Origin of the sequence: Paenibacillus sp. S-38 (assembly GCF_049942825.1) — a bacterium.
In the GTDB taxonomy this organism is placed as follows: Bacteria; Bacillota; Bacilli; order Paenibacillales; family NBRC-103111; genus Paenibacillus_G.
Genome location: NZ_CP187970.1, coordinates 5524479 through 5550557, shown reverse-complemented (window position 1 = coordinate 5550557; position 26079 = coordinate 5524479). Strand labels below are relative to the sequence as shown.

Here is a 26079-nt window from a genome sequence, read left to right as displayed (position 1 = left end):
GACGCCGTTTTTGCGTTGTAAGCGTGTCCGGGCTTGTGGGGGGAGCGCGTCCAGCGGGCCGTACGGCGGCTCCTTTCTCCCTTTTTTGAAGAGGAATGTGGTACAATAGGTGCAGAGGTGAGTGAACGTTGTTTTTGAAACGTATTGAACTATCAGGCTTCAAATCGTTCGCGGACCGGACCGAACTGGAGTTCGTTCAGGGCATTACGGCAGTCGTCGGTCCTAACGGAAGCGGCAAGAGCAATATCTCGGACGGCATCCGCTGGGTGCTCGGCGAACAGAGTGCCAAGTCCCTTCGCGGTGGCAAAATGGAGGATATCATCTTCGCCGGCAGTGACGCCCGCAAGGCGGTCAACTACGGGGAAGTTTCGCTTACGCTGGACAATTCGAGCCAGTCGCTGCCCCTGGATTTTCAGGAAGTGACGGTGACCCGGAGGGTGCACCGCAGCGGCGAGAGCGAATATCTGATCAACCGCCAGTCGTGCCGATTGAAGGATATTACGGAGCTCTTCATGGATACGGGGATCGGGAAGGAAGCGTACTCGATCATCGGCCAGGGGCGCATCGAGGAAATTCTGAGTACGAAGTCGGAGGACCGGCGCGGGATTTTCGAAGAGGCCTCGGGCATCGTCAAATATAAATCGCGCAAGCGCGAAACCGAAAAAAAGCTGCAGGAGACCGAGCAGAACCTGCTGCGCATCCACGACCTGGTGACGGAGCTTGAGGACCAGCTCGAGCCGCTGCGCGAGCAGTCGGAGAAGGCGATCCGCTTCAAGGAACTGAAGGCGGAGCTCAAATCCAGCGAGATTGCGATGTATGTCTACCAGATCGAGCAGATCTACGAGACCTGGACAGAGACGAACAAGAAGCTCGAGGTGCTCAAGGAAGAGCAGCTGCAGCTCTCCGGCTTTGTTTCGGTGCATGATGCGCAGCTCGAGACGCACCGGCTGGAGATGCGCAGCCTCGAGGAGCAGGTGGAGCGGCTGCAGCAGCATCTCCTGCACTTAAGCGCGGAGTTCGAGAAGTGTGAGGGCCAGGGCGAGGTGCTCAAGGAGCGCAAAAAGAACTATGCCGCAAACCGGGCCCAGCTCGAGCTGGCGATCCGAGGCCAGGAGGTGCGGCTGACCGGCCGGGAGGCCGAGATGGCCGAGCTTCAGGGACGCCTGCGCGAGGTGGAGGCCCTGCTGGCCGAGACGGAAGGGAAGCTTCGCGCCGAAGAGGACCGGCTGCTTGGCGTCGCGGGCGGCCTCTCGAGCGAGGAGGAAGAGCGGCTGAAGGGCGACCTGCTCGAAGTGCTGAACGAGGCGGCCAATGCGCGTAACGAAGCGCGTTACGCAGAGCAGCAGCTCGAGGCGCTCGGCCGGCGGATGGACCGGCTCGGCGGCGAGAACCGCAAGTGGAAGGAGCAGCAGGAAAGCATCACTCAGCGTAAGGCCGAGCTTGAGAAGCGCCTGGAAGAGGCGGTCAGCGGCATCGAGGTGATGCGCAGCCGCTATATCGAGGTGAGCCAGGGGCTGAAATCGAAGCAGTCGCTCTTCGAAGAGGCACAGGGGGCGCTGCGCAAGTGGGAGCAGAAGATCGACAGCATGATCTCCCGCCGGGATACGATGCGGGAGATGGCCAATGACTACGACGGCTTCGTGCACGGCGTCAAGGAAGTGCTGAAGGCGAAGGACCGCGGCGACCTCCGCGGCATCCGCGGAGCGGTGGCCGAGCTCGTCAAGGTGCCGGCCCACATTGAGACGGCGGTAGAGACGGCGCTCGGCGGGGCGCTGCAGCACATTGTCGTCGAGAATGAGGCGAACGGACGGGAGGCCATCGCCTTCCTGAAGAAGCGCCAGCTCGGCCGGGCGACGTTCCTGCCCCTGGATGTCATCCGGGGCCGCAGCGTACCGGAGCATGAACAGCGCAATATTCAGGATATGGAAGGCTTCGTCGGCGTCGCGGTCGATCTCGTGAAGTTCGACGAGCCGTACCGCAATATCGCCGGCAGCCTGCTCGGCAATGTGATTATTGCCGACACGCTGGAAGTAGCGAACCGCATCGCGGCCCGCGTCCAGTACCGGTACCGCGTCGTGACGCTCGACGGCGATATCGTCAACCCGGGCGGCTCGATGTCCGGGGGCTCGCAGCAGAAGAAGACGGGCAGCCTGCTCTCGAGGCAGCGGCAGATCGAGGAGATGGACAAGGAGATTACGATGTCCGAGTCCCAGCTGCAGAGCCTGCGGAATAAGGCCGTCTCGCTGCGCGAGGAGATTGCCGAAGCGAATCGGCAGCTCGATGAGCTGCGTGCCGAAGGCGAGAGCCGCCGCATTGAGGAGCAGCAGGTGCGTGCCTCGCTCGCCCCGCTGGAGCAGGAGGCGAAGCAGGTCGCCGAGCAGCTCGCGCTCTACGGCGCGGACGGCGACTCGCTGAGCGAGGAGCGCCGCGATCTTGAGCGGCGCGGGCTGGAGGCGAAGGCTGCGATCGAGCGGCTGCAGCGCCAGGAAGCGGAGCTGCAGCAGGCGATCCGCGACGCGGAGGTGCGCCGCAAGGCGAGCGAGTCCGCGAAGGAGGAGCTGCAGACGCAGCTCACCGACCTGAAGGTGCAGGTCGCCTCCCAGGCGCAGGAGAAGCAGTCGCTGCAGTCGCAGGAGAGCCGGATGAAGCTGGAGCTGCAGGCGCTGCACAGCGAGCTGCAGGGTAACCGCAACCAGCTGAGGCAGCTCGACCGCGACATGAGCAGCCATGAGCAGGAATCGGTGGATCAGACGCAGCAGCTCAACGATCTGAAGCTGAAGCGGGACCAGTGCTCCGAGCAGCTCGACCTGAAACGGGCGGAGCGGGCCAAGTGGAGTGCGAAGCTCGAAGCCGAAGAGAACAAGACGCGCGAGCAGCGCACACAGCTGCGCCAGGTGGAGGAGCAGCTGCACCAGACCGAGGTGCGGGTCAACCGGCTCGACGTCGAGCTCGAGAACCTGCTCAAGAAGCTCTCCGAGGACTACGAGCTGAGCTACGAGCGGGCGAAGGTCAAGTACCCGGTGCCGGAGGATGTGCTCGGCACGCAGAACAAGGTGCGCGATCTCAAGCGGGAGATCGCGATTCTCGGCGACGTCAACCTGGGTGCCGTCGAAGAATTCCAGCGCGTCAACGAGCGCTACCAGTTCCTCGCGGAGCAGAAGAACGATCTCGTGGAGGCGAAGACCGCCTTATACCTCGTCATCCGCGAGATGGACGAGGAGATGGGCAAACGGTTCCGCACGACCTTCGATGCGATCCGCTCGCACTTCGTCGTCGTCTTCGCGAAGCTGTTCGGCGGCGGCCGGGCCGACCTGATCCTCTCCGAGCCGGACAACCTGCTCGATACGGGGATTGAGATCGTCGCCCAGCCGCCGGGCAAGAAGCTGCAGAACCTGCAGCTGCTCTCCGGCGGGGAGCGGGCGCTGACCGCGATCGCGCTGCTCTTCTCGATCATCCGCGTGAAGCCGGTGCCGTTCTGCGTGCTTGACGAAGTCGAGGCGGCGCTTGACGAAGCGAACGTCTCGCGCTTCGCGGAGTATCTCCGCGAGTTCTCGGAGCAGACGCAGTTCATTGTCGTCACGCACCGCAAGGGGACGATGGAAGAGGCGGACGTGCTCTACGGCGTCACGATGGAAGAAGGCGGCGTATCCAAGCTCGTCTCCGTCCGGCTCGAAGAAGACGAGGCGATCATGGAAGCGGGCTGAAGCTTGGAGTGACGGCAGGATATCCTGTGTGGAATGGACCTCATCGCCCCTTGGGCGGCGGGGTCCGTTTCAGGCTATAAGGGCCTTACCGAGAGCGGGGAGTCTCGGCGGCGGTGCCTTTTTGACACACCCCCCTCTCATAGTGGACAATGGAAGTATGAACATTCGATAAAGGTAGGTAGGTGCCCCGTGAGTTTTTTTAAGAAGCTGAAAGAATCCATCACTGCCAAAACCGAAGCGGTGACGAACAAATTCAAAGAAGGTCTGTCGAAGACCCGCGACGTGTTCGTGGAGCGTGTGGACGACCTATTCTCCCGGCGCAAAAAAATCGACGAGGAGTTCTACGAGGAGCTGGAGGAAATCCTGATCGGCGCCGATGTGGGCGTCAATACGGTCATGAAGCTGGTGGAAGATCTCCGCAGCGAAGTGCGCAAGCGGAAGATCGAGAATCCGAGCGAGCTGCAGCCGGTGCTCTCCGAGATGCTGATTGCCCTGCTCAAGGGTGACGAGCAGGTGAGTCTGAAGATGGCCGACTCCGGCCCGACGGTCATCCTGTTCGTCGGCGTCAACGGCGTAGGCAAGACGACGACCATCGGCAAGCTGGCGCACCGCCTGAAGAACGAGGGCAAGAAGGTCATCCTGGCGGCGGGCGATACGTTCCGTGCCGGAGCGATCGAGCAGCTCGAGGAGTGGGGACGCCGTGCGGGCGTGGATGTGATCAAGCAGCAGGCGGGCTCGGACCCGGCGGCGGTCATGTTCGACGCGCTGAAGGCGGCGAAGTCCCGCGGGGCGGACGTGCTCCTGTGCGATACGGCCGGTCGACTGCAGAACAAGGTCAACCTGATGGAGGAGCTCAACAAGATCTACCGCGTTATCACGCGCGAGATTCCGGATGCGCCGCATGAGGTGCTGCTCGTGCTCGACGCGACGACAGGACAGAACGCGCTGTCGCAGGCGAAGCTGTTCGACGAGAAGTCGGGCCTTACAGGCCTTGTGCTTTCGAAGCTCGACGGTACGGCCAAGGGCGGGATCGTCGTAGCGATCCGCCAGGAGCTGAAGCTGCCGGTGAAGTTCGTCGGCCTCGGGGAGAAGATGGACGACCTGCAGCCGTTCGACTCGGACCAGTTCGTGCATGCGCTCTTCAGCAAATGGATCGGCGAGGCAGATAAGGCGGAAGAGCAGGTGTAATGCGGATTTTCGGCAGGGAAGGGCGTCTGCCATATGGGGCTGAAATCCTGACAAGGAGAAATGCTTGACATCTTCTTTCGGATTGGGTATGATAGTCTCTGTTGTTCACGCTGTAAAGTGTTTTACCTTAACGGGGGTGAGCACGGTGACCGAGGACGGCGTCCTTCTGAAGACGAACCGGATCAATCTCTTGTTCGATTTCTACGAAAAGCTGCTGACAGAGAAGCAGCAGATCTTTATGAGGCTTTACTTTCACGACGATTACTCGCTCGGCGAGATTTCAACCGAATTCGGGATCTCCCGCCAGGCGGTATATGAACATATCAAACGCGCCGAGGCCGTGCTTGAAGATTATGAAGCGAAGCTGGGACTGGCTCGGAAGCATGAGCAGCGGGCTCTCCTTTTGGAGAAGCTCACGGGATTGTGCGACGGCCTGCCAGGGGAGCGGAAGCTTGAAGCGGTCTCCTTGATCGGGCGCCTGAATGAGCTCGACTAACACATAACAACATCCTGTAAGGTGGTGACGACCTGTGGCTGCATTTGAAGGATTGGCCAGCCGGCTCCAGAATGTGTTCAGCAAGCTGAGAGGCAAGGGCAAGCTCACCGAAGACGACGTGAACGAAGCCCTGCGCGAAGTGCGTCTTGCACTTCTGGAAGCGGATGTGAACTTTAAGGTCGTCAAGGAATTCATAGCCAAAGTGAAGGAGCGGGCCATCGGCCAGGAAGTGCTCCAGAGCTTTACCCCGGCGATGGTCGTTGTCGACATCGTAAACAAAGAGCTGACGGAGCTCATGGGCGGATCGCAGAGCAAGCTCGCCCGCTCGAACAAACCGCCGACCGTCATCATGATGGCGGGTCTGCAGGGTGCAGGTAAGACGACGTCCACCGGTAAGCTGGCGAAGATGCTCCTGCAGCAGAATCACCGTCCGCTGGTTGCAGCGGCCGACATTTACCGGCCGGCGGCAATCAAGCAGCTGCAGGTGATCGGCGAGCAGCTTAAGGTGCCGGTCTTCTCCCTGGGCGACCAAGTCAGCCCGGTGGAGATCGCGAAGCAGGCGCTGCAGCATGCGAAGGATCACAACAACGATTATCTCATCATCGATACTGCAGGCCGCCTGCATATCGATGAGAACCTCATGGAAGAGCTGAAGCAGATTGTCGAGGCGGTTACGCCGCACGAGATCCTGCTCGTCGTCGATGCCATGACGGGGCAGGATGCCGTGAACGTGGCGGAGAACTTCCACAAGCAGCTACCGCTGACCGGTGTCGTGCTGACGAAGCTCGACGGCGATACGCGCGGCGGTGCGGCGATCTCGGTCAAGGCGGTTACGGGTTGCCCGATCAAGTTCGCGGCCACGGGCGAGAAGATGGACGCGCTCGAGCCGTTCCATCCGGAGCGGATGGCTTCGCGGATTCTCGGCATGGGGGACATGCTCACCCTGATCGAGAAGGCGCAAGCCGGCATCGACGCCGATAAGGCGAAGGAGATGGAGCGCAAGCTCCGTACCGCCGAGTTCACCTTCGATGACTTCCTCGACCAGATGGAGCAGGTGAAGAAGCTCGGTCCGCTGGACCAGATTCTCGACATGCTGCCGGGTGCCGGCAAGATGAAGGGCATGAAGGACCTCAAGGTGGACGACCGCCAGATGCAGCGCATCGCGGCGATCGTGAAGTCCATGACGAAGGAAGAACGGGCGAATCCCGACCTGCTTTCTCCAAGCCGGCGCAAGCGTCTGGCCGCGGGCAGCGGCAATTCCGTGCAGGACGTCAACCGCTTTATCAAGCAGTTCGACGACATGCGGAAGATGATGAAGCAGTTCTCCAGCATGATGGGCCCGAAGGGCAACAAGCAGATGAAGCAGCAGATGAAAAAGCTCGGCCGCGGGATGAAATTCCCATTCTAATATAAATAGAACCGAAGATCTTACTCTGATGAGGAGGTGAAATCAATGGCAACTCGCATTCGTCTTAAGCGTATGGGCGCTCACAAAGCTCCTTTCTACCGCGTCGTGGTATCGGACTCCCGTTCCCCGCGTGATGGTCGCTTCATCGAAGAAATTGGTACTTACAATCCGGTTGCACAACCAGCCGCTGTAAATATTGATGAAGAAAAAGCACTGAAGTGGCTTCAATCCGGTGCACAAGCTTCCGATACGGTTCGCAGCCTGTTCAGTAAAGCTGGCATCCTGACGAAGTTTCACGAATCGAAACTGCAGAAGTAATCCGTAATGGATACGGAGGGTACCGATGAAGGATCTTGTGACAGTAATCGCGAAGCGATTGGTAGATCATCCGGATGAAGTACGCGTGAACCGGACCGAGGATGAACGAAGCATTACGTACGAGCTGAGCGTTCACCCCGACGACGTCGGTAAGGTGATCGGGAAGCAGGGACGCATTGCCAAAGCGCTTCGGACCGTGGTCACATCCGCTGCAGTGAAGGAGTCGAAACGCGTTTCGGTTGAAATCGTTTCGTAATGGAAAGTATGAGAGTTAGGAGCTGCTCCTAGCTCTCTTTTATTATGACCGGCCGGGGAGGGACCCATATGAGCGAGAAGTTGTACACCGTCGGCAAAATCGTCAATACGCACGGCATCCGCGGCGAGCTGAAGATTGTGCCGGAAACGGATTTTCCCGAAGAGCGCTTTGCTCCGGGCAGCAAGCTGCTGTTCGTCGATCCCGAGAAAGGGACCGTGCTGACCCAGACTGTGGAATCCGCCCGCGACCATAAGACGATGTATATCGTCCGGTTCAAAGGGTTTACGAATATTAACGAGGTCGAGAAATATAAGGGCTGGCTGCTGAAGGTGGAAGAGCAGTATTTATCGGAGCTGCCGGACGACGAGTTTTATCATCATGAAATCCTCGGCTGTAATGTCGTGACCGATGAAGGCGAAGAGTTGGGCACGATCTCCGAGATTCTGTCGCCGGGTGCCAACGACGTATGGGTTGTGAAGCGTCCGAAGGGCAAACCGCTGCTGCTGCCTTACATTGACGAGGTTGTGCTGAACGTGGATATCGAGGCTAAGCAAGTTACCGTCCATATTATGGAAGGTCTGCTGGATCTATGAGAATCGACGTCCTGACGCTTTTCCCCGCGATGTTCGACGGGGTGTTCTCCTCCAGTATTCTCGGCAAGGCCCGCGACAAAGGGATCGTCAGCCTGAACACGGTCAATTTCCGCGATTACGCGAACAACAAGCACAATACCGTGGACGACTACCCTTACGGCGGCGGCGGTGGGATGGTTCTGAAGCCGGAGCCGATTTTCTCGGCGGTCGAGGAGATTACGGAAGGGCTGTCGTCCGGCAGGAAGCCGCGGGTCATCCTGATGTGCCCGCAGGGGCAGACGTTCAACCAGAAGCTGGCGGAATCGTTCGCCGAGGAGGAGCATCTCATCTTTATCTGCGGCCACTATGAGGGCTACGACGAGCGGATCCGCGAGCATCTGGTCACTGACGAGCTTTCGATCGGCGATTATGTGCTGACCGGTGGGGAGCTGCCGGCAATGGTGGTGATCGACAGCGTCGTTCGGCTGCTGCCGGGTGTGCTCGGCAACGAGATGTCTGCGGTCACGGATTCATTTTCCACCGGACTGCTCGAGTACCCGCACTACACACGTCCCGCGAAGTTCCGGGATTGGGAAGTGCCCGATGTGCTGATCTCCGGCCACCACAAGAATGTGGACGAGTGGCGGCGCAGGCAGTCTCTGATGCGGACCTGGGCCAAACGGCCGGACCTGCTGGAGAACGTGGAGCTTACGCCCAAGGAGCGCAAATGGTTCGATGATTGGCGTGCTTCACAGGATTCTAAGGAATAACCGCTTGTGCATGGAAATATTTAGGTTGCACGCGTTGGCCGAGTATGTTACTTTATACCTATACGTTGGTGTGCGGAAGAACCGCTTTATCGTAGGGACCGGGAGGTCATACGATAAAGCGGTTTTTTGTGTTCCGTGGAATTTTTCTGCGCTGGATTCGTTACAAATGCTTCAGTAACTGGGTAATTTTGTCGATAACAGGAAGGACATTATTCATGAGGGAGAGGATGAAATTGATGAAGTCATGGATCGCGCTGACAGCGTTAGTCTCACTGCTCGGTACCGGATGTACGGAAGCGGCAGCCAACACACCGGCTGCAGTGGTTTCGCTGACGGATATCGGAGGTCATTGGGCTGAGGTGCAGATCAAAGGAGCGGTGGCCAAGCGTTATGTTGACGGCTACGAGGACGGGACCTTCCGGCCGGAGAAGCCGGTCAGCCGGGCGGAGTTTATCAAGATGCTCGCGTCTGCCGCCGGGGTGAAGCCTGGGGAGCCGGGGAGCAATTGGTACGATCCGTACGTAACGGCACTGAAAGGCGAGGGGGTTCTGCGGGACAGGGACTTTCAAGAATGGAATGGTCCTATGACCCGCGCCGAGATGGCGAAGCTGGCAGTGCGGATGGCAAAGAAGGAGTACGCCGATCCCAAGGTGCAGCTGGAGGACAATGCGGCGATGACCCAAGCCGTCAAGCTGGGATTGATCCAAGGCCTAGCGGGCGGGGAACTGGCACCTGAGAAAACGACGACCCGTGCGCAGACGATCACGGTGATCGAGCGTGTCCTGCAGGTAAAGGCAGGGGACACGCTGCCCGTGGACGCGCTGGCTGTTCGTAATAGTGAATTGGCGAACAGCGGGAGCAATTTTGAGAGTGTGTTTGGCGTTCCGTTAAAAGTTCGGTTTCCATTGACACACGATATAACAAGCAATATCAAGGTGACGTACAAGGGATTAATTGTGCTAGATATGGATAAGTCAGATGATCCAATGGTTCAAGAGTTGATTGCTACAAAATTTTTAGCGATTAAATCTGATTGGTATAAGGGCAAATATGTATTTATAGTACCGACAGTCTACGATGTAACTGGAACAGGAGTGGAAGGTAGATATTCGATTCCTCAGTCATCAACCTTTTCTGCTGGTATAAGAATGGTATCGGAAGAAACGATTGGGGGATTCCCTACTAAAGAAACAGGCAGATTTACAGGTAAAACTCTCGCATACGCAGATAAGCAGGAGATGGATGCGAAAATTCCTAAGGGTGAGTTTAGCATCCAAGTTGCTTTTGCAAGTGGAAATCGTGTTGTCTTTTACTAGAGGAGTGAATTAATTGAGAAGGAGAACGATCACAAATCTCAGTTGCATACTTTTGTTCTTTTTTGTCGTGGAACTAATTCTTCCGGTCTTTTATTCAGATGGAGCTTATGCTGCTAATTATTCTAAGAGGCTATTCATTAATTTTAGTAATGGTCTAGTATTTGAAACTCCTCAAGGAAGTTCAGGATCTCCCGAAGGGATCAAAACATTTGAAAACATCGACTTGAATGAGTATGTTATCGGAGTACTTGAAACCTGCAAGGTAATTGTAAATGACGTGGAACAATTAGGGAAATGCCAAATTAAGAATAGTACAAATATTAAATTAAATAGTTTAATTGGGATTGACACTCCTGTTTATGGGAGGGCCTCAACAGATCCTGGACATCATATGTATCGACTTCCCAATGGGAAGAAGTGGGAACACAACGCCAAATCTACTGCAGAACCTATTCAATTTGTTCCTAATGACGATACGATGTCAGGAGGGGTAACAACCTTTCCTGGCTTAATTCGTCCAACAGGAAATTATAGAACTACTGGGGCAACATTCAACTATGGGGAACCAGGCAAGGGAGGTTACGACCTTAGATATTCTTACGCTATTTCAGGAGTACAGGATGATATACCGGACTATAACAAAGAAGGTTATGCCGTAACTGCAGATTATTTTGCTAGCCCTCCAGCTAGTTTTCATTTAAAAAAACCAACTTCAACTGGTGATGTGCCAGACCCAAAATTTTATCCAAAAGATTTAGTTTCAAGTTCTATAGAGATTTATGGTGGAACAGATGCAACAGGTTCAGATTATTCAGATGGTAGGCCGAAACCAGAGCCTTATGCTTGGGGAAAAGGCCAAATAGCAGGAACAGGAATGATCAAAATACGAAGGCTCCTTAACGGTAAGCTTTTTGGTAATTTCGTAGATTTTGAAACAGTTCAAGGATCTGCTCCATATGGAGAAGACCGAAATTATTATATGAAGGTCGACACCCTATGGAAAGCCAAAACCTACGTCTACGAGGGCTACATCGACATCACCTACGGCGTTCCCACGACGCCCGACCTGTCGACGGTTTCGCTCAAAACCGATACGGCCTGCATCGCGGTCAACGACACGGTTACGTTCAAGTACGCCTACCGCAACGATGGAGACAGCACGGCAGTGCCGTTCAAGGTCCAACTCAGAGCGAACGGAACTACGGTGCTCAAGACAGACACCGTCTCGGGAGGTGCCGCTAACGGAGTCCTGCTCACCGGGACGTTCACCTACAAATTCACGCATACGGCTCCGGTCGATTTCACGTTAGTGGTGGACCCCGATCAAGCCGTGACAGAGGACAAGAACCGTTCGAACAACGCACTAACCGAACGGTTTACCGCCGTGGCCTCCTGCGGCGGGGGTCCCACAACCGGCGGTCCCGAGATCGTGACCGCCGATTTCAAAATCCTTATCACACCGACGCTGCCGTATGGGGAGGACAATACGTTTCAGCCGGACATCTCCATCACCGGCGGGGAGGGCTGTGCGCTGGCCACCGTGACGTGGACGTACACACAGGGCAGTCTGACCCACACTTTCACGACGACGCAAGGCAATGCGCAGGGCTTCAACGGTCCGCCGTATCCGAAAGGGATGGGAGCGGGGCGGGTCGATGTCACGATGAAGGTGAAGTCCACCTGCGGAACGGAGGTCACGTCGGGACCCAAGAGCTTTGAGGTGGTCCTGCCTGCGGATGGCAACGAAGGTCCGGTGTACGAGCCGGGGTTCTTTGACGGGGGCAACAGCTACGAATACCCTCCCGTGCAGCGGGTTGTGCTTGGGGATCGTGTAGATCTGGGGATCATCCATGATCCTAGCACCGTTCCTAAGACGCCGTACGATCCTGAGGATGACGGCATCATCTATTATTTCGATTTCAGAGGATCATCGAGCGAATGGCTCCGCAAGGTGGCGGAAGATAAGGGCTGGTGGGAATATGATCCGCACTTTGGCCCGGTCATAGCGGATGTGCTCGGCACGCATGAGATTCAGGTCACCGCAACCGATACCCGGGGAGCGAGAGGGCAGGGCAGTCCCAAGACGGCGAGGCTTGAAGTCGTGGCGCCGAACCCGGTGCCCATCATCACGCTGCCTCCCAAGGTGGTGGAGGGCAGAACCTTTACACCCGACATCTCCTGCGCCAAAAGCTACAGCCCCAAGAAGAACGGAAAAATCTCCGAATGCTTGTGGACCGGCAAAGAGAGCATGTACCCGACCGCAGGGCCTGTGCCTATCACGCTGGAGGTCAAGGACCATGACGGCCTGAAGTCTCTGCAGCCGGCCCGGGATACCCTAATCGTCCAGCCGGATTTGCCGCCGGTGGTGCAGCTCGATAATCCGGGGTATGGCGTGCGCAGCAGCACGATGTATTTCAAAGATACGTCCTACAGTCCGGACAACGATCTGATTGAGACGCATCAGGTGAAGCTGGCGTGCGACAGCAATAACAACGGCTCGTATGCGGATGAGTCCTGGGCCGGCATTGCGCCGGATGCTTTCGGAAACTTCACCTTTAACCCGACCAGGGTGGGGAAGTGCAGTATCGACATTTATATAAAGGAAGCGCTGGGATACAAAAAGGACGCAAGAGGCTCCTTCACCTTCGAGATCGTCAACGAAGCGCCGGAGGTTGATTTTTATGTGCAGGGCTCGGACTTTCAGCCGCCGGAGATGATCTCGAAGAGCTTTGATACTGCGGTACTGCTGGGCAATGCATGGAAAACCTCCTCGGTATCGAGGGCCGAGAAGGGCAAGGAGTATCTCTACAACGCCGGGGAAGGGGCGCTGGAGACAGCGGCGGTGAACAGTCAAGGCCTCTCGATTCTGGACCGCAGCCTGACCCAGCGGGTGCTGAAGTGGAGCTGTCCCCTGAGCTGGGACTACTGCCGCGGCGCTGGGAATATGGTAAAGCCTGACGTCTTCGTAGGGAGTTCAGGGAACACGTGGGTCAACACGAACAGCACCTCAACCTCCTACTTGCCTCAATATGGGGTGATGACGGACGGATCGGGCTACTGGAATAACAACTACAAGGCGACGGTGAATTATGAGCTCGGGCGAGTCAAGTTCGTTGCCAGCGACCGGCATACCGGTTCTTCCGGGGGGTACAACTACTATACCTACGTGTACAGCTTGGCCGATATCGAGACCTCTTCCCGGATGGACGGCAGCACGGTGCCGGCCAAACCGAATTATCTGTACTACCTCAAGGAGTACGTCAAATTCTCCGAACCGAATCCGGACCGGCCTCCGACTCTCCCGCCGTCGAACGTTTGGATCGAGCCTGCTCCGAAGCCCTTGTACCAAGTGGGGGCGCCGCCCCAAGTGATCTATGGGGGAACGGCGAATGAAGTCATTTTGTCCGACACGGACCTGTACGGCGGTAATCCGAGGATCTATGGTGCAGACTTTGCAGGCAATGTATACAGTTACAACTGCTATTACAGCGAAGCCAAGTACGAGAATGTGTGCGACCTGCAGAAAAAAACACCCGGCGGAGGCGTAATCTGGTCCATCCCTTCCGTCTACAGCACGCCTTATTACTGGGTGCCTTCCATCTACAACGGAAGGATCCGCTATATTTCGGGGGATAACTCCAAGCTCATCGTCGGTACAGGAGTGTACGATAACACTACAGGCGCCTTGATCAAAACGATCGCGGACAACGAAGCGATGATTGCCGGGTTTGCGGATGACCGGGTGGTTTATTTCTCGGCCTATGTTACAGGGGAGAACGAGGAATCCCGCTATGAGAACAGCTATCTTCATACGCTGGATCTCCGCTCGTTGAGCGAGTACAGCACCTACTTGGGACCTTCCCTGTACGACAAGGAGGATTCCGAGTATGACTATGGCAGTGACCGCTATGCGACGACACTGACAGCCGATCACAAAATCATGTTTGCCAGGAACGATGCTTCGAACATCGCCCTTTACGAATATGACTTGGATTTGAGGCCCATCGCCAAAATTGCAGGCAAGAGCACCGGGGGCACTCCGGCAGAACCGGTAATCATGGCTGACGGCTCGATTATGGTCCATGTCGCATGGGATCTCGACAGCTCGTTCAGCTACCAGGCCTGGATCATCAAGGGAGACGCCGAGCGCGAGAGTGCGGACCTTGCCAATTACGGGCAATTTTATAATCCGTCCGAAACTCTGATGAACGGCGAAATCTCGGCTGCGTTCAAGCTGAACTATGACTCGGGTACGGATATCGCCTCTTATGGCGTGTCGGGCCGGATGACGGATCATCGCAATATGTACCGTCTTGAAGTGTCCAACAAGAAATCCAAGCTCGTCAAACTCGTGGATGGAAAGCGTACGGTGCTGAAAGAGGTCGTTTATCCGGTCAAGTTCGGGGCTTATGTGAACGTCAGGCTCAAAATGAACGGCTCCCGTCTCAAGGGTTATGTCAATGGAGTACCGCTGCTCGAAGCGGAAGATACGACCTTCGGTTCGGCGGGGATGTACGGTCCCTACTCCGAAACGAGATACGTCGCTTTTAAAAACTTTGCTTCGACTGCTTATACGGGGGAATCAAACCCGACGCATAACACAGTAATCGTCGGAACGCCGGCTGAATATGTGAAGAGCTATTGGGACCAGGAAAATGACCCAGGCATCGCAGACCTCACCCGCTGGACGTATGTTCACACGAACCCGAGCAAATTCCTCGACGCAGGAGACGGCTTCTCCGGACTCTCGGCGTACCATGGTTCTACGGTCACGTCTCCACACGCCTCGATGGATAAGGTAGGCGTGTACCGGGTGGAGTATTCGATGCCGGATGATCCGGCGCCGGAACCGTTCCGGTATCCGAATGCCGCTTTTGCCTCCTACCGGAAGTATTCGGATGTGAAAAGCCAGACGCTTATCGTGCACCGCCGGCCGATATCGGAGTTCACGCTGGGGATTAATACCGACGGCACGGTCTGGTGGAGCGATGCGAGCCGGGACCCTGACCGTTGGCTCAGCGGCAGTCAGTACTCCACAGAACCAACCGGGATCGATTATGCGGCAACCCGGGGGGTCATCGAGCGCAAGCGGAACTATACCACACCGGGCGGTATACTGAAAAACGGACAGCTGACCAGGCCGACCGAAAGCGGGATTTATACCGTCCGTCAGGCGGTCAAAGATGAATACGGCGCGTGGAGCGACTGGTATGAGGTGACGGTCGAGGTCACCATGCCGGTCACCAATGTGCCGCCCACCGTTTCGCTGACGTATCCTGCCGGCACGCAGGCCGCGCCGACCTTCGTGGGAGCGAGGCCGACGATCACGTGGAACCAGGCGGACACCGATCCGAACACCTTATTCTCCGTCTACGATATCGCCATCAAGGACGAGTCGGGGGCCTGCGTTCGCTGTCTCACCAACCGTCCGATGGATACGTACGAGACGGGATGGTCTTGGGCGCTGGACACGGACCTGGCCATGGGGAGGAAATACCAGGTGCAGGTGCGGGTCAGCGACGGGACGGATTGGTCGAATTGGTCGAACATCGGCTGGATGCAGACCAACCGGCCGCCGGCGGCTTATATGACGTACCCTTACGGAACGCAGGATGAGCCTACGGTGCTGAACACAACACAGCCAGTGCTGAGGTGGAGCCAGACGGATCCCGATCCGTCACCTGTGTTCACCGCCTACCAGCTCCAGATCACAAATGAGTCCAATAACGTCATGATCCTCGACAGCGGGCGCAGGCCGCAGAACACCACCGACAACAGTGCAAGCTGGGGGGTGCCGGAGGATCTGCCGGCCGGAAAAAAATTAAGAGTCAGAGTCAAAGTATGGGATGTGCGACTTGTTCTGCCATAACGCCGGGCACCGCTTGAATCCGCGGTGCCGGCGGAAAGGACAGGGGCTTTCATACAGGAAAGCCTAACTCTGCTCCCGAAGAACGCGGCGGGGGAGCCATGTTTTCCCCGCCGGGTCTCGTTAATACTCCTGCATGCGAAGTGCGCTTCAGGGCGCCTTGGTATGAAGCCAGGTGAAGTCGGCAGAAGGGAGGCCGGGCTGCTGACAGATCAGCGGCCGGCGGACCGATATGCCGGACGGCTGAAAAAGCCATCTACGGTAAGAATGACCGGAGCACCGGTCTGACGAACGGCCGAAGGAAAGGGTCTACAGCTTTGCGGCATGGTAACATGCCGGCCAAGAGATTGGCGCGGGTGGCGGCGAGTACGATCGTCCCATAGGAAAGCCGCTCTGCCGGACAATGGCGGCAGCCAGCCCGCAGGCCCAGAGGCAGTACCTAAGGATGGCACGGATAGCTAGGGGGGCAGGGAACAAGGAAAGCAGGGGACGTCATGAGGCCCGCAGACGGGGAGATGACGGTTGCTATAAGGCCCGGGCCGAAATGCATTCATCCTTGTGAGAGCAGGGGCACGACCTGTGAAGTGCCTGTAACGGGCATGGAGGAACAGCCCCAAGTCTTCTGCGGTACAGAAGATGGAGCGCCGTGTGCACGGAAACGTGCATGCACGGTGCGGTGGAGGGGAAAGGGCGGAGAGAGCTTCTCGAGGCCTTACCTATTCCAATCAATACGGAGCGGAATCCGACTGGTCGCCGCAGGCCTGGATGATCATTAACAGGCCTCCGGCAGGGCAGCTGTATTTTGATACGCCGATTTATGAGCATGATACACCGCTGTTTCGGATTACCGCCTCGGACCCGGATCTCGATCCGCTGAGCGTTGTGGTTGAGAGCAGCTATGAGGGCGGGGGGGTCGAAGTGATCCAGCAGTGGACAGGGCTGCCGTCCGGATCGGAGAAGGCCTTCACCTATGGCCCGCTGCCTGAGGGAAGCTATACTATGCGGCTGACGGTGACCGACGGCCGGGGTGGAGTGTATTCACAGACGTATTCCTTTGAGGCCCTGCCGCTGGAGCTGACGGGAGAAGTGACGCATACGCCGGAGTGGGAGGCTTATCGGCTGGCCTGGAATGCGAAGCATGCGGATGCAGAGCGGGCCTCGGACGTGTTCTGGGCCGGCGAGGCTTTCGTGCTCGGAGCGCGGGTCACGGATACGGGGAGCAGTAAGACCAAAGCCGAGCGGGTGACCGCCGTTCTTATGGAAACGGGGGAGCCGTCCGTTCTGCTTGCGGCAGGGAACGGGCGCTATACCGGCGAGCTGTTCAATACGGAGCATCACCGGATGCTGAAAGACGGAAGTACCTGCCTCTTCCGCTTCACGGTGGAATGGTCCAACGGGTACGTGCAGACAACCGACGTTCAGGTAAGAATCCGGGGAAGCATATATGAAGTGATTGTGCAGCAAATCCGCCATTAGAGGGAGTATTCGTAAGCATGGGGCAGAAAAGAGTGGCTCTATGAGGTTCATATGAAAATACTGGACTCTTTCTCCTAATGCTAGTTGTATTTCCTGTGTGGATGTGCTATGATATTAAACGTTGTGACAAATTGCCCATATGGGCATGCGTCCGAAAACGGTGGTCCTCTGCACGTAACAACGAAGAACTACAGAATGAGCGGCATGAACACCTGTGTGGAAGGAGGGAGTCATCCATGAATTTGATCCAGGAGATCACAAAGGAACAACTGCGCACCGACCTGCCGAATTTCCGTCCAGGCGACACTTTGAAAGTGTACGTTAAGGTTATCGAGGGTTCGCGTGAGCGTATCCAGCTGTTCGAGGGCGTTGTTATTAAGCGTCACCGCGGCGGAATCAGCTCGACATTCACAGTAAGAAAAATTTCTTACGGTGTCGGCGTTGAAAGAACGTTCCCACTGCACACTCCGAAGATTGAGAAGATTGAAGTGGCTCGCCGTGGTAAAGTCCGTCGCGCGAAGCTCTACTATCTTCGCGGTCTGCGCGGTAAAGCAGCTAGAATCAAAGAAATTCGATAAGACGAACAACAGGGGCTTGGTACCAAGCCCCTTTTCGTTTTGTCTTTTTGGTTGTCTTACGACTAATTTCAGTTCCAATGAAAGGGCAGAGAGCAAATGGAGCAGGACCAAACCGTTGAAAAATCAACCCCTGTCAAAAACGAAGCCTGGGAATGGATCAAAGCGCTGCTGCTTGCCGCAGGTCTTGTGTTTATCATCCGCTGGCTCGTATTTGCCCCGTTTATCGTCGAAGGACCTTCGATGCAGCCGAATTTTGAGACTGGTGAGCGGCTCATTGTGAATAAGTTTATATATCGCTTTACGGACCCCAAGCATGGCGAAGTGCTGGTATTCCACGCGCCAACGGATAAAGATTACATAAAGCGTGTCATCGCGCTGCCCGGGGAAACTGTCCGGGTCGAAGGGGATCAGGTGTACGTCAACAATGAGCTCGTGAATGAGACGTATTTGAAGGAAGCGCTGGATAAGGCGAAGCAAGAAGGCAGACCCTATAACATGCGAAATTTCTCGGAGCAGACCGTGCCGGAAGGCAATATTTTCGTCATGGGGGATAACCGTTCGAATTCCTCTGACAGCCGCGACCCGAGTGTAGGCTTCGTGCCATATGAGAAGATTGTGGGACGGGCGGATTTGATTTTCTGGCCGTTTGACAAGATCAGCCTGGTTCATTCCAAATAATGATAGAACTGTGCTGAGGTAAGAAAGATGAGGTGACTGCCTTGACGATTCAATGGTTTCCCGGCCATATGACCCGGGCCCGTCGTCAAATTCAAGACAAGCTGAAGCTGATCGATCTGGCGATCGAGCTGCTGGATGCGCGGATTCCGCTCTCCAGCCGCAATCCCATGATTGATGAGATTCTGCTGAACAAGCCCCGTCTGGTCCTGCTCAACAAGAGCGATCTGGCGGATCCGGAGAAGACCAAGGAATGGGTGGCCTACTTTGCCGAGAAGGGTCTGAATGCGGTGCCGATCGATTCCATCGGCGGCAATCCGGTGAAGGATATCATGAACCGGAGCAAGGACCTGCTCTCCGAAAAAATTGCGGCTCAGGTTCGTAAAGGCATCAAGCCCCGCGCGATCCGTGCTCTGATTGTCGGTATCCCGAACGTGGGCAAGTCGACGCTGATCAACCGGATGGCCGGCCGCAAGATTGCCGCAACGGGCGATAAGCCCGGTGTGACCAAAGGCCAGCAGTGGATTAAAGTGGGCACCGAGATGGAGCTTCTTGATACGCCTGGGATTTTGTGGCCCAAATTCGAGGATCAGACGGTCGGCTTTCGTCTGGCCGCTACCGGCGCAATCAAGGAAGAGATTCTCCACCCGGAGGAGATTGCGCTGTTCGCCATGCGGTACCTGACACAGCATTACGGTGAGTCGCTCAAGGAGCGCTTCGGCATCGACAAGCTGCCGGAGGATCCACAGGATACCGATGCGATTGTCGAGCTGATGGAAGCGGTGGGACGCAAGCGCGGCGCGCTGGTCAGCGGCGGCCGTGTCGATCTCGAGAAAGCCTCCCTGGCAATCCTTCGAGAGCTGCGGGCAGGCAAGCTGGGACGGATTACATTGGAAACGCCGCAGGATATCATGGCGACTGCCGAATAGAGAGTGAGCAGACCTTTGAGAGGGTCTGCTTTTTTTGTTGGGTCGATTCTGTTAATCTACTAAAAAATGAGGATACAAGTGGGATATGAGCCGGACTGAACTGAGGCGCCATGCATTCCGTCCTTATAGGGAAAGCGAGCTGCGTACAGCCAAAGGAGACATTGGGATGGCTGGGAATGAGAAGGGCGGAAGGGAAATGAAGCGGCCCCGCAAGAGGAGGGGGCTGCTTCGCATGTGCCTGACAGGGGCCGTGCTGGCCACTGTTTGGGTTGGGTGGCACGCTTGGCTTATTTGGACTTATGATCCCGGTCCCAAGAGGCTGCCGTCGGACGCGGCGGTCGTGCTGGGAGCGGCGGTGTGGGGGGAGGAGCCGTCTCCCGTATTCAAAGAGCGGATTCGTCACGGGATAGCCCTTTACCAAGAGGGGCTGGTGCGGAAGATCATTTTTACGGGTGGAAGAGGTGAGAAGGGCGTGGTGGCGGAGTCTCAAGCGGCGGAGCGGTATGCTTTGGAGCAAGGTGTGCCGCAGGCCGATATCCTGATCGAAACCCGTTCCGTGATTACGGAGGAGAATCTGAGATACGCGTTTGCGCTGGGAACCTCCCATGGCTTGCGGAGCTATACGATTGTCAGCGATCCGCTGCACCTGAGGCGGTCGATGCGGATGGCCGAGGATCTGGGGATGGAGGCGGATGCGTCGGCAGCCCCGACCACCGTGTACCGGAGCTGGCGGACGAAGGTTCCTTTTGGGCTGAGAGAAGTATTCTATGATATCGGTTATGTGATCACCAAGCCGCTGCGGGGATGGTAACTTGCGCCAAAAGGATAGGCAGATGCTGGCGGCCGCGGTATAATGAGACAGAAGAAAGCAACGGATTAAAGGCTGCAGGTGAGAACAAAGTGCTGGAATATGAACAATCGGTATGGTCGCTCGGCAACCGTCTGGTGGCCGGTGTGGATGAAGTGGGACGGGGCTGCCTGTTCGGTGATGTGGTCGCTGCGGCGGTTATTCTTCCTCAGGGACTCGTGCTCGAAGAAGTCAATGACTCGAAGAAGCTCAGCGCCAAAAAAAGGGACAAACTGTATGACGTGATCCGTCAGGAAGCGATAGCGGTCGGCGTCGGCATCGTGGATGTGGAGACGATCGAGAAAATCAATATCCGGCAGGCATCGCTGCTGGCCATGAAGCTCGCGGTCAAAAGTCTCGAGGTGACACCGGATTACCTGCTGGTCGATGCGGAACAGGTCAATGTGCCGATCGAACAGATGTCGCTGATCCACGGGGACGCGGTGTCCCAATCCATCGCCGCGGCATCGATCATCGCCAAGGTGACAAGGGACCGGATGTGTCTGAAGTGGGACGAGGAGTACCCGGGGTATGGACTGGCGGACCATAAGGGGTACGCGACGAAATTTCACCGGGAGCGGATCCTGGAATTCGGTCCGACCTCCATGCACCGGAGCTTGTTCTTGAGGAAGCTTTTGGGGACGGGCGAGGAAGAGGAAGTGGAGCAGGGTGTCCTGTTCTGAGAAAAAACGCTGAAACATCCTGCGTGAATTGCCGATAATAGAGGTACCGGACTGGAAGCCGGCAGGGAGATCATCCCCGCCGGCTTTCCTTCTATTGGCATCGGAACAGGAAAGGGCGGTTGACACATGAATATTAGCGGCATGATGCGAAACTTGATCGGGGACGCGCAGGGTTCGGAGCCGAAGAGCCTGGAGCTGAAAGTGGGCCAGGTCGTCAAGGGCATGGTCACCCAGACGGTCTCGGACACGGAAGCCGTGCTTACGATCGGAGGGGTTCAGGTGCGGGCCCAGCTTGAGACGCCTCTGAAGCAAGGGGAGGTCACGATGCTGCAGGTCCAGCCGGAGTCTAGCGGAGGGCAGGTCGTACTGAAGCCGCTGCAGTCCTCCCATGTGCAGATCGCTGATCAATCGCTCGGCGAAGTGCTCAAAACCGTAGGGCTGGAGGATACGGCGGCAAACCGGCAGCTTGTCCAGGGCATGCACCAGGGCGGTGTATCGCTTACGAAGGAGAACGTGCAGGCTTTTGCGGACCTGATGAAGTCCATGCCCCAGGGCACCCAGGTGAAGGATGTGCTGCCCTCGGCGGTGATTGCTTTTCAGAAGGGGCTTCCATTGACGCCGGATACGGTGAATTCGATTCGGCAGGCGGTGCAGGGACAGCCGTTTCATGAAGTGGTGGATAGCCTGGCGAAGCTGGTGGACAGCGAATTGAACGGCACGAGCCTGCCTCCGCATAGCCGTGCGCTGCTCGAGAATGTCAGGAACCTGCTGGAGCAGGTGCGGACGGCCGGGCTGGTGCTCAGCGGAGCTGCGGAAGCGGGCGAAACCGCACAGCCGCAGGGCGCGGCATCAGGCGCGGGAGCGCAGGCGGCGCCGGGCGGAGCTGGCGCAGCGGCAGGCGCGGGCACGGGAGCACAGGCGGCGGCAGGCGGAGCGGGCGCAGCGGTAGGCACGGGAGCGCAGGCTGCGGCAGGCGAAGCGGTAGGCGCGGGAGCACAGGCAGCGCCTGGCGGAGCTGGCGCGGCGGCGGGCGCGGGAGCGCAGGCGGCGCCTGGCGGAGCTGGCGCGGCGGCGGGCGCGGGAGCGCAGGCGGCGGCAGGCGGAGCTGGCACGGCGGCGGGCGCGGGAGCGCAGGCGGCGGCAGGCGGAGCGGGCGCAGCGGCAAACGCGGGAGCGCAGGCGGCGGCAGGCGGAGCTGGCGCAGCAGCAGGCGCGGGAGCGCAGGCAGCGGCAGGCGGAGCGGGCGCAGCGGCAGACGCGGGAGCGCAGGCAGCGCCTGGCGGAGCTGGCACAGCGGCAGGCGTGGGAGCGCAGACGGCGGCAGGCGCGGGAGCGCAGACGGCGGCAGGCGGAGCGGGCGCAGCAGCAGGAGCTGGGGCGCAGGCGGCGCCAGGCGGAGCGGGCGCGGCGGCGGGTGCGGGAGCGCAGGCGGCGGCAGGCGGAGCGGGCGCAGCGGCAAACGCGGGAGCGCAGGCAGCGCCTGGCGGAGCTGGCGCAGCAGCAGGCGCAGTAGCGCAGGCGGCGGCAGGCGGAGCGGGTGCAGCAGCAGGCGCGGGAGCGCAGGCAGCGCCTGGCGGAGCTGGCGCGGGGGCGGGTGCGGGAGCGCAGGCGGCGGCAGGCGGAGCGGGCGCAGCGGCAGACGCGGGAGCGCAGGCGGCGCCGGGCGCAGCGGCAGGCGCAGGAGCGCAGGCAGCGCCTGGCGGAGCGGCGGGCGCGGGGACGCAGTCGGCGCCTGGTGCAGAGGCGCAAGCTGCGCCGGCCGACGCGCAGCGGGGAGCGCCGGAAGGCGGGGCGATGCTGCACCGGCTGATGAAGGCGCTGGGCGTGGAGCATGAGCAGCAGGCGGTCAGGCTGCTGGAGCCGTCCGGACCTGGAGCTGCCGGTGCTGCCGAGGCCCCCAAACCGGCCGATTCGCTGAAAAGCGCGCTGATGCAGCTGGCGCAGTCGAGTGATACGCCGGCGGCCCTGAAAGAGGCGGCACAGCAGGCGGTGCAGCAGATTACCGGCCAGCAGTTGATGCTGAGCCAGGACCGGACGGCTATGTTTTCGCATATTACGCTGTTTGTCCCGCTCCTTCACCCGAACGGCGACCAGACGGCGGCCGTGCACATCCAGTCGCGCAAAGGGAAGAACGGCAAGCTGGATGAAGAGAACTGCCGCCTTGTGTTCGATCTTCAGATGAAGTCGCTGGGCGATACGATGGTGGATGTGCAGGTGGTGAACCGGATCGTCAGCCTCCATGTCCTCAATGATGATCCGGTGATGCAGACGCTGCTGGACTCCTTCAAGGGCGAGATTGCCAAAGGAATGGAAGCGATCGGCTACCAGTTCATCTCGATGAAAGTCTCACCGTATCCGGAGCGAACGGGGGCGGCTTCTGAGGGTGATCCGGGGTCTTCCTCTTCCCCGCAGAGACCGATGACGGCGGACCAAAGAACGGCGCTCTATAACCGTAAGCCGTACAAGGGGGTGGACATCCGTTTATGAAAGAGCAGCAGCCGACATCGGTCAAACGGGCGGTCGCCCTGAAGTACGACAAGGAAGCCGGCGGAGCGCCGAAGGTTATTGCCAAGGGGAAGGGCCGCGTGGCCGAAGCGATCGTGGAGAAGGCCAAGGAAAGCGGCGTGATGATCCAGGAGGACCCTTCTCTCGTGGAGGTGCTCTCGAAGCTTGACATTGACCAGGAGATCCCCTCCGAGCTGTATCAGCTTGTGGCTGAAGTGCTGTCATTTGTGTATCGTTCGGACCGGAGGGCCAGTGAATGGAAAAAGGGGAACGCATGACGGGAAGCGGGGGCAGACTGAACCGCAGACAGCTCGGTGCGGCCGGGGAGACGGCTGCCGAGCGGTATTTGCGGGGGCAGGGCATGCGTCTCCTGGCCCGCAACTGGCGCTGCCGTTCCGGCGAGATTGATCTCATTCTCATGGACGGGGAGCTGGTCGTGTTCGTTGAGGTGCGCACCCGGACATCGAACCGGAGCTTCGGCACGGCGGCCGAATCCATTGATGCCCGCAAGCAGCGGCAGGTCGCTGCAACCTCGCAGGTGTTCCTGATGCAGCAGCGCCTGCTGGACCGCCAGATCCGCTTTGACGTCATCTCCGTAGAGGCGCAGGGGGACGGTGCGATCCTGGGCCTTGACCATATCCGCAGTGCTTTCTGACAAGGAGAGCGGCTGCGGATTTTTTTGTGGATCCTGCGACTAAGCGGCGGTCTTGCTGAACCATCTTCAGCTTAAGGTCCGCCTGGACCCAGCTTCTTGTCGAGCTGCCGGTACTGCAGTGCTTCTGCCACGTGGCCGGCCGATATATGCAGGGAACCTTCGAGATCGGCGATCGTGCGGGCAATCTTCAGAATCCGGTCATGGGCCCGCACGCTGAGTCCGAGCAGATCGAAAGAACGTTGGAGCAGCTGGGAAGAGGCTTCGTCCAGCTTGACGTGTTCGCGCAGCAGCCTGCCCTGCAGCTCGCTGTTGAACGTGATGCCCTGCCGTGCATACCGCTGCTTCTGGATGCTGTGGGCCGCTTCCACCTGCGCCTTCATCCCCTGGGAAGAGAGCTGGGGAAGCGAGCCCCCGAGATGCTTATAATCGATGCGGGGCACCTCGATATGAAGATCGATCCGGTCGAGAAGCGGGCCCGAAATTTTGGAACGGTAATGGGCCACCTTCAGCGGGGTGCAGACGCAGCCCTGATGCTCGGTTTCGGTTCCCCAGTAGCCGCAGGGACACGGGTTCATCGACGCCGCCAGGAGAAAATGAGCGGGGAAGCGGTACACCGCCTTCGCCCGCCCGATCGTCACATGCCGGTCCTCCATCGGCTGCCTCAGCACCTCGAGCGCCACCCGGGAGAACTCCGGCAGTTCGTCAAGGAACAGCACGCCCCGGTGGGCAAGCGAGACTTCCCCCGGCTTCGGAATGCCGCCTCCACCGACCAGGCCGGCGGAGGACACGGTATGATGAGGCATGCGGAAAGGGCGGGAGCGGATGAGCTGGCGGCGGTCCGCGAATTTGCCGGAGGCGCTGTAGATGCGCGTCACATCGAGCGACTCGCTGTCGCTCATCGCCGGCAGGATCGAAGGGAGGCGTTTGGCCAGCATCGTTTTGCCGGTGCCCGGGGGACCGATGAGCAAGATATTGTGCATACCGGCCGCACAGATCATCAAAGCCCGCTTGACATGCATCTGCCCGCAGACATCCGCATAATCCACCTGACTGAGTGCAGGTTCCGGAGCACCGGTTTTTTCGGCTGCGCCCGCTTTGTCCCTCGCCTTCATTCCGTCCTCTTCCGCAGGCCCCTCCCCAGCGCCGGCCCTCATTTCTCCGTCTCCCGGTGGAACGGGGCGCAGCTCGGCGAGATGCGAAATGCACCGCGTCTCACAGCCCTCGATCCAACCGGCTTCTTCGGCATTGTCCAGCGGAACCAGGGTTGACCCGATGCCCTGCTCAGCGGCGCTCATCATCATCGACAGCACGCCGGGCACGCCCCGGACGGAGCCGTCGAGCGCGAGCTCGCCGATGATCAGCCTGCCTTCGCATTGATCGGGCGAGATTTGGCCGCTCGTCATCAGAATGCCGGCAGCGATCGCCAAATCGAAGGCCGCGCCTTCCTTGCGCACATCGGCCGGAGCCAGATTCACCGTAATCCGCTGCAGGGGGAAGACGAAGCCGCAGTTTTTGATCGCCGCCCGCACCCGTTCCATGGATTCCTTGATGGCGGAGTCCGGCAGACCCACAATGCTCATCTGAGGGAGCCCGTTGCTCAGATCGACTTCCACTTCCACCAGCTTGCCTTCCACGCCGTGAAGACACGCGCTGACCACTTTTCCATACATAACAAAAAACACCTCTCCCATGGGTATCATGGCTCAAGGTGCTTCCTCATCCGCCTGTATTTGATAGTCGTTATTGTAATACGCATTCACAGAGCGCGCAATCCCCAATCCGCAAATCTCCCGTTTTTGGCATGAGCCCGGTTTAATTCCGCGCCGCTTTGGCGACA

20 protein-coding genes and 1 pseudogene are annotated in these 26079 nt (G+C 58.4%); 20 read left to right on the top strand and 1 reads right to left on the bottom strand.

Annotated features, from left to right (window positions below):
• Positions 1-128 precede the first annotated feature (128 nt).
• The 20 genes and pseudogenes from smc (at position 129) to ACP26L_RS24265 (ending at position 24242) form a co-directional block, all read left to right on the top strand.
• Positions 129-3704, top strand: coding sequence for a chromosome segregation protein SMC (gene smc / locus ACP26L_RS24360; protein ID WP_426447157.1), 3576 nt, complete (start codon positions 129-131; stop codon positions 3702-3704).
• 189 nt (positions 3705-3893) lie between these two features.
• Positions 3894-4892 (top strand): signal recognition particle-docking protein FtsY, encoded by a 999-nt coding sequence (ftsY, locus tag ACP26L_RS24355; protein WP_013919528.1) that lies wholly within the window; start codon positions 3894-3896, stop codon positions 4890-4892.
• A gap of 145 nt (positions 4893-5037) precedes the next feature.
• Positions 5038-5388: a putative DNA-binding protein gene (locus ACP26L_RS24350; protein WP_426447155.1), complete on the top strand. Its 351-nt coding sequence runs from the start codon at positions 5038-5040 to the stop codon at positions 5386-5388.
• Positions 5389-5422: 34 nt separating this feature from the next.
• Positions 5423-6796, top strand: a complete 1374-nt coding sequence (gene ffh / locus ACP26L_RS24345; protein ID WP_426447154.1) for a signal recognition particle protein — start codon at positions 5423-5425, stop codon at positions 6794-6796.
• A 45-nt stretch (positions 6797-6841) separates the two neighbouring features.
• Positions 6842-7114 (top strand): 30S ribosomal protein S16, encoded by a 273-nt coding sequence (gene rpsP / locus ACP26L_RS24340; RefSeq protein ID WP_013919525.1) that lies wholly within the window; start codon positions 6842-6844, stop codon positions 7112-7114.
• A 25-nt stretch (positions 7115-7139) separates the two neighbouring features.
• Entirely contained in the window at positions 7140-7370 is a 231-nt protein-coding gene (locus ACP26L_RS24335) for a KH domain-containing protein (RefSeq protein ID WP_014371436.1), read from the top strand.
• Between the two features lie 68 nt (positions 7371-7438).
• On the top strand, positions 7439-7963 hold the full coding sequence (gene rimM / locus ACP26L_RS24330; RefSeq protein WP_426447151.1) for a ribosome maturation factor RimM: 525 nt from the start codon (positions 7439-7441) through the stop codon (positions 7961-7963).
• Positions 7960-8712, top strand: coding sequence for a tRNA (guanosine(37)-N1)-methyltransferase TrmD (gene trmD, locus ACP26L_RS24325; protein ID WP_426447150.1), 753 nt, complete (start codon positions 7960-7962; stop codon positions 8710-8712). Before rimM ends, trmD begins: the two co-directional genes overlap by 4 nt.
• 227 nt (positions 8713-8939) lie before the next feature.
• Complete coding sequence (locus ACP26L_RS24320) at positions 8940-10028, top strand: S-layer homology domain-containing protein (protein WP_426447148.1); 1089 nt, start codon at positions 8940-8942, stop codon at positions 10026-10028.
• Positions 10029-11007: 979 nt separating this feature from the next.
• The gene (locus ACP26L_RS24315) at positions 11008-15897 is read left to right on the top strand and encodes a CARDB domain-containing protein (protein WP_426447146.1); all 4890 of its coding nucleotides are present in this window, start codon (positions 11008-11010) and stop codon (positions 15895-15897) included.
• A gap of 162 nt (positions 15898-16059) precedes the next feature.
• Complete coding sequence (locus ACP26L_RS24310) at positions 16060-16182, top strand: hypothetical protein (protein WP_426447145.1); 123 nt, start codon at positions 16060-16062, stop codon at positions 16180-16182.
• Positions 16183-16659: 477 nt separating this feature from the next.
• Positions 16660-17370, top strand: coding sequence for an Ig-like domain-containing protein (locus ACP26L_RS24305; protein WP_426447143.1), 711 nt, complete (start codon positions 16660-16662; stop codon positions 17368-17370).
• Positions 17371-17606: 236 nt separating this feature from the next.
• Positions 17607-17948 (top strand): 50S ribosomal protein L19, encoded by a 342-nt coding sequence (gene rplS / locus ACP26L_RS24300; RefSeq protein ID WP_013919517.1) that lies wholly within the window; start codon positions 17607-17609, stop codon positions 17946-17948.
• A gap of 96 nt (positions 17949-18044) precedes the next feature.
• Positions 18045-18626 carry a signal peptidase I gene (gene lepB, locus ACP26L_RS24295; RefSeq protein WP_426447140.1) on the top strand — a complete coding sequence of 194 codons (582 nt, stop codon included), beginning with the start codon at positions 18045-18047 and terminating at the stop codon, positions 18624-18626.
• Between the two features lie 41 nt (positions 18627-18667).
• Positions 18668-19552, top strand: a complete 885-nt coding sequence (gene ylqF / locus ACP26L_RS24290; RefSeq protein WP_426447139.1) for a ribosome biogenesis GTPase YlqF — start codon at positions 18668-18670, stop codon at positions 19550-19552.
• Positions 19553-19718: 166 nt separating this feature from the next.
• A complete protein-coding gene (locus ACP26L_RS24285) occupies positions 19719-20363 on the top strand; it encodes a YdcF family protein (protein ID WP_426447137.1) in 645 nt (214 codons plus the stop codon).
• Between the two features lie 83 nt (positions 20364-20446).
• Positions 20447-21082: pseudogene (locus ACP26L_RS24280) on the top strand (ribonuclease HII); the annotation flags it as partial.
• A gap of 141 nt (positions 21083-21223) precedes the next feature.
• Positions 21224-23569 carry a hypothetical protein gene (locus ACP26L_RS24275; protein ID WP_426447135.1) on the top strand — a complete coding sequence of 782 codons (2346 nt, stop codon included), beginning with the start codon at positions 21224-21226 and terminating at the stop codon, positions 23567-23569.
• Positions 23566-23865, top strand: coding sequence for an EscU/YscU/HrcU family type III secretion system export apparatus switch protein (locus ACP26L_RS24270; RefSeq protein WP_426447133.1), 300 nt, complete (start codon positions 23566-23568; stop codon positions 23863-23865). The genes ACP26L_RS24275 and ACP26L_RS24270 overlap by 4 nt, the downstream gene beginning before the upstream one ends.
• Complete coding sequence (locus ACP26L_RS24265; protein ID WP_426447131.1) at positions 23844-24242, top strand: YraN family protein; 399 nt, start codon at positions 23844-23846, stop codon at positions 24240-24242. Before ACP26L_RS24270 ends, ACP26L_RS24265 begins: the two co-directional genes overlap by 22 nt.
• 71 nt (positions 24243-24313) lie before the next feature.
• Here ACP26L_RS24265 and ACP26L_RS24260 read toward each other — a convergent pair whose 3' ends face one another.
• Positions 24314-25912, bottom strand: coding sequence for a YifB family Mg chelatase-like AAA ATPase (locus ACP26L_RS24260; RefSeq protein ID WP_426447129.1), 1599 nt, complete (start codon positions 25910-25912; stop codon positions 24314-24316).
• Positions 25913-26079 lie beyond the last annotated feature (167 nt).

Excerpts from the sequence above, each read along its gene's own strand:
- rpsP (WP_013919525.1), top strand. The coding sequence starts at position 6,842 with ATGGCAACTCGCATTCGTCTTAAGCGTATGGGCGCTCACAAAGCTCCT.
- ACP26L_RS24335 (WP_014371436.1), top strand. The coding sequence starts at position 7,140 with ATGAAGGATCTTGTGACAGTAATCGCGAAGCGATTGGTAGATCATCCG.
- rimM (WP_426447151.1), top strand. The coding sequence starts at position 7,439 with ATGAGCGAGAAGTTGTACACCGTCGGCAAAATCGTCAATACGCACGGC.
- trmD (WP_426447150.1), top strand. The coding sequence starts at position 7,960 with ATGAGAATCGACGTCCTGACGCTTTTCCCCGCGATGTTCGACGGGGTG.
- ACP26L_RS24320 (WP_426447148.1), top strand. The coding sequence starts at position 8,940 with ATGAAATTGATGAAGTCATGGATCGCGCTGACAGCGTTAGTCTCACTG.
- ACP26L_RS24315 (WP_426447146.1), top strand. The coding sequence starts at position 11,008 with ATGAAGGTCGACACCCTATGGAAAGCCAAAACCTACGTCTACGAGGGC.
- ACP26L_RS24310 (WP_426447145.1), top strand. The coding sequence starts at position 16,060 with ATGAAGCCAGGTGAAGTCGGCAGAAGGGAGGCCGGGCTGCTGACAGAT.
- ACP26L_RS24305 (WP_426447143.1), top strand. The coding sequence starts at position 16,660 with ATGATCATTAACAGGCCTCCGGCAGGGCAGCTGTATTTTGATACGCCG.
- rplS (WP_013919517.1), top strand. The coding sequence starts at position 17,607 with ATGAATTTGATCCAGGAGATCACAAAGGAACAACTGCGCACCGACCTG.
- lepB (WP_426447140.1), top strand. The coding sequence starts at position 18,045 with ATGGAGCAGGACCAAACCGTTGAAAAATCAACCCCTGTCAAAAACGAA.
- ACP26L_RS24285 (WP_426447137.1), top strand. The coding sequence starts at position 19,719 with ATGGCTGGGAATGAGAAGGGCGGAAGGGAAATGAAGCGGCCCCGCAAG.
- ACP26L_RS24275 (WP_426447135.1), top strand. The coding sequence starts at position 21,224 with ATGATGCGAAACTTGATCGGGGACGCGCAGGGTTCGGAGCCGAAGAGC.
- ACP26L_RS24270 (WP_426447133.1), top strand. The coding sequence starts at position 23,566 with ATGAAAGAGCAGCAGCCGACATCGGTCAAACGGGCGGTCGCCCTGAAG.
- ACP26L_RS24265 (WP_426447131.1), top strand. The coding sequence starts at position 23,844 with ATGGAAAAAGGGGAACGCATGACGGGAAGCGGGGGCAGACTGAACCGC.
- ACP26L_RS24260 (WP_426447129.1), bottom strand. The coding sequence starts at position 25,912 with ATGTATGGAAAAGTGGTCAGCGCGTGTCTTCACGGCGTGGAAGGCAAG.